Source organism: Methyloceanibacter sp. (genome assembly GCF_051306395.1).
GTDB lineage: Bacteria > Pseudomonadota > Alphaproteobacteria > Rhizobiales > Methyloligellaceae > Methyloceanibacter.
Genome location: NZ_JBPPND010000036.1, coordinates 1 through 2,793, shown reverse-complemented (window position 1 = coordinate 2,793; position 2,793 = coordinate 1). Strand labels below are relative to the sequence as shown.

Sequence of the window (2,793 nt, the reverse complement as noted above, 5' to 3'; positions counted from 1 at the left end):
CCGCTTGGCGAGGCCGCGACTGGTGCTGCGGTGCGGATCGTCGGCCCCACGGGAACGATGAGCCTGCACGACGAGCCCGACCGCGCCATCGTCATGATCGCCGGGGGCATCGGCATCACCCCGTTCATCAGTATGCTGCGCAGCGAAGCGGAGAAGGAGAGCCCGCGCCTCATGGCGCTCGTCTATTCCAATCACCGGCCAGAGGACGCGGCTTACCTGGACGAGCTGCGCGCGCTCGAGCAGCGCCTCGACGGCTTCCACATGGTGGCGACCATGACCGCGCTGGAGGACGGCGACGATTGGACCGGCGAGACGCGCCGCATCGACCCCGAGATGGTGGAGGAAGCGGCGGGCGGTCTACCCCGGCCGCACTACTACATCGCCGGCACGCCGGACATGTGCGAGGACATGCGCCAGATGCTGGACGACATGGGCATCGACGACCAGGACATCCACAGCGAGGATTTCACCGGCTATACGTAGGGGCGTTTCGAAACGCCGCGAGTGCCGCGTCCTCTCATTCCGTCATGCCCGGCCTTGTGCCGGGCATCCACGATTTACGGCCGTGCCGCGTTTAAAAACGTGGATGGCCGGGACGAGCCCGGCCATGACGAGTCTTGGTTCGCGCCGCAACCCCGCCGCTCGCGAAGGCGCCACGTCGCCTTCCGTCCCGATCCGCGTCCGGTATGATGGGCGCGGCTAGCAACAGCGGGGAGCGAGTGATGAAGGCGCGCATCAAATGGGTCGAGGACCGCACGTTCGTCGGCGAGTCCGGGACGGGGCACAAGATCGTGCTCGGCACGTCGCATGGGGAGGACGAGCGCACGCCCGGACCGAGCGCCATGGAGCTGGTGTTGATCGGGCTCGGGGGCTGCGGCGCCTACGATGTGGTCTCCATTCTCGAGAAGGGCCGCGAGGCGATCGAGGACGTCACGGTCGAGATCGACGCCGACCGCGCCGAAACGGTCCCGAAAATATTCACCCGCATCCACATGCATTTCGTGGTGAAGGGGCGGGGGCTCGCGCGCGCCAAGGTCGAGCGCGCTATTCAGCTGTCGGCCGAGAAATATTGCTCGGCCTCGGCCATGCTCGCCAAGACCGCCACCATCACCCATGACTTCGCTGTGGTCGAGACGGGTCCACAGCCGGGGGCGTGATTCGCGCACACAGCCACCCATTGACTGCGTCACCCCCGGGCTTGACGTGAGCCTGCGCCCGGGCCGGCGAAGCCGGACCCGGGTGGGGGTCAAATGAAGCCCTTCGATCATCTCCATAGTCTGAAGTTGGGGCGAGGCCCTATTGGATGCCCGGACGTCTGGATTGCACTATCGCTTCGCTGCATGAGCGCGAGGCTGTCCGGGCATGACGAAGGAGGTGAGGGGGCGACTAGCGGTTCGGGCAGATGAACTTCAAGCGGCCGAAGATGCCCTGCCGCCAGAAGCAGCTCGCTCGCGGCGGCGCGGGCCACGCCTCAACCATCTTGGACCCCGATCCTCGGTTCGGGCAGGGCCGCGCCTAGCGGCCTGCCCGAACGCGCAGCCCACTCGCCGATCGAGCGGCTGCTGGAGATATTGTCCGGTGCAGCTTTCGCGCACTTTCGAGATCCTTTGCCATCCGAGCAGGACGCAAAGGCGGCCGCAACCCATGTCTGGTCAGGCATCCCGCAGGAGAGGGCTTCGCCGCCAAGGCCACCATGTGCGGAAGCTGAAGCGAGGGCCGGTCGGGGACGCCGAAATTTTAGGAGACCGGTTGTCACGTTCTTAAGAAGTCGGAGGAGAAAATCGCGGCATTGCGCCCTAACCAGGATACCGCGATGCACCGCCGAAACTTCCTGAAAGTCTCCGCACTGGCTCCGGCTGCCGCCGCGATGTGCGCGACACCCGGGCTCGCTCAGCCGGCCTCGCCTCTGACAGAGCTCGCCAACAAATTGGATGTGAGCCTGTTCTCGTCCGACGGCCTCGCCGTTCCCATCGCCGACAAGCCGACGGTCTCGCCATTGGCAAAGGGGCTCGACCGCACGCTCGTGCTCGGCGGGGGCGGCACATACTATCTCGCCTGGTATTGCGGCTTCTTCCACGGCTTGTTCGAGGAAGGCACCGACGCGCCGTCAATGGCCGAGATGATCGTCGGGACGTCGGCGGGCGCGTACACCGGATCCTCGATGGCGAGCGGCCACTTCCAGCACATGCGCACCGCGTTCGACTTCTTCGGACACTTCCCGAAACTCTTTGCGAAGCTTGCACCGGTGGGCGCGCCCAACGCCAGCCAGGAGCGGGCGCAGAAGATCAACGCCGCCGCCAAGGACGGCTCGATCGCCACACGGCAGATGATCGGGCATGCGGCGCTCGCGGCCGACAATCATTTGAACGGCGAAGGGGTCGAGCGGCTGGTCGCGTTCCTGACCGGCGACAGCAAGACAAGCTGGCCGGCGGCGAAGATGCACACGACGGCCATCGATTGCTATTCGGGCGAGCGCATCGTCGTCTCGCAAGCGACGGCGGCGAAGAATGACATCCCGCTTGCACACGGCACCGGGGCAAGCTGCTCGCTGCCGGGAATTATCGGGCCGACGCTGCTCGGTCAGCGCTACTGCATGGACGGCGGCATGTGCTCCAACCCGGCGCATGTCGACTTCGTGGCCGGCTCGAAGCGCGCCGTGATCGTCACGCTCAACGACGGCCTGAAGCCGCCGTTCCTCACCGGCATCCCGCACCCGATCGGCGAGAACATCGCGCAGATCGAGGCGACGGGCACGAAGACGCTCTGGATCAAGGCCGATCCGCCGGACGTCAA

The 2,793-nt window shown here is 66.1% G+C and carries 3 protein-coding genes; all 3 read left to right on the top strand.

The genetic code is table 11. The features are described from left to right. On the top strand, window positions 1-483 hold a 483-nt coding region (locus tag ACSLE4_RS02870), incomplete at its 5' end, for a ferredoxin--NADP reductase (RefSeq protein ID WP_435902984.1). A 239-nt stretch (window positions 484-722) separates the two neighbouring features. Beyond that, window positions 723-1,157, top strand: a complete 435-nt coding sequence (locus tag ACSLE4_RS02865; protein WP_435902983.1) for an OsmC family protein — start codon at window positions 723-725, stop codon at window positions 1,155-1,157. A 656-nt stretch (window positions 1,158-1,813) separates the two neighbouring features. Next, a partial coding sequence (locus ACSLE4_RS02860; protein ID WP_435902982.1) for a patatin-like phospholipase family protein occupies window positions 1,814-2,793 on the top strand: 980 nt, incomplete at its 3' end.